Source organism: Pseudomonas baetica, from assembly GCF_019733355.1.
Lineage (GTDB): Bacteria > Pseudomonadota > Gammaproteobacteria > Pseudomonadales > Pseudomonadaceae > Aquipseudomonas > Aquipseudomonas baetica_A.
On sequence record NZ_JAIHLQ010000118.1, the window covers coordinates 1 to 1,165 of the forward strand.

Annotated in this window: 1 protein-coding gene; it reads left to right on the forward strand. The window is 53.9% G+C overall.

Annotation, left to right across the window (positions count from 1 at the left end):
- A protein-coding gene (locus K5E40_RS34310) for an IS3 family transposase (RefSeq protein ID WP_409339161.1) occupies nt 1-1,134 on the forward strand; the annotation gives its coding sequence in 2 pieces (ribosomal slippage) (nt 1-260 and nt 260-1,134; 1,135 coding nt annotated over the 2 pieces). This gene is flagged as partial in the annotation.
- Between the last annotated feature and the right edge of the window lie 31 nt (nt 1,135-1,165).

Below are 1,165 nucleotides of genomic sequence, written 5' to 3' on the forward strand. Positions count from 1 at the left end.
TAAAGAGGCTCAACGGCGTTATGGGATTCAAGGTCGGTCGACGGTGTTGGTCTGGTTACGCAAGCATGGTCGACAGGATTGGAGCCAAGGCGCCTCCATTCGTACCCAGAGGACTCGACCGATGGACGAGCCAACTTTGCCTCTGACCCCCGAGCAGAGAATCAAAGAGCTTGAGGAGCAACTGGCACTGGCAAATCAGAAAGCCAAATTCTTTGAAGATGTGGTCGATGTCCTGAAGAACGACTACGGCGTATCCATTGTAAAAAAGCGGCCCGGCAAGTCGTTGCGCAAACCCAAACCCTGAGTGTCAGCAGGGCTTGCCAGTTTATGGGGATCAGTCGCCAAGCCTTTTACAAGCGTGATCGTGTCTATCGGGCTCGAGTCGATCAAGATCAGAAAATCATCAAGTTTGTGCAGACAATCCGAGTGCGCCAACCCTGCATTGGCGCGCGCAAGCTCCAGTCATTGATGCACGCGGAGCATGAGAAACCTGAATTGCATGTTGGCCGGGATCGCTTGTTTGAGGTGCTGCGCGAGCACCGGCAATTGGTTCGCAGGAAACGGGCGTATCACAAGACGACCGACAGCCATCATCACTTTCGCTGCCATCCCAATCTGCTAAAGCCAGGCCCGCAGCAAGTTGTCGCGACCGGTCCGGAACAGGTTTGGGTGGCCGATATTACTTACCTGTCCACCCAGCGTGACAACCCGGTCTACCTGAGTCTGGTCACAGATGCCTTCTCAAGAAAAATTGTCGGTTATCACGTGCATGGCAGCCTACATGCCGACTCGGTGGCCCACGCCTTACGGATGGCGTTAAAGACACGTCAAACACGCCAGAAACTGGTCCATCACTCGGATCGAGGAGTCCAGTACTGCTCGGCGCTGTATCAAAAGCTCCACGCTAAGCATGGCATCACGTGTTCGATGACAGATGGCTACGACTGCTACCAGAACGCCTTGGCAGAGCGAGTCAACGGCATCTTGAAAACAGAACTATTACTCCATCGGCCGAAAGACTTGGCGCAAGCGGAGCAAATGGTGCGAGAAGCGATCCTGATCTACAACCAGGAACGCCCGCACCTGTCCTTAAAATACAAAACGCCCGATGCAGTGCATCGGGCGTTGGGGTGAAACAGGTGTAAACCTATTTCAGGACTAGACA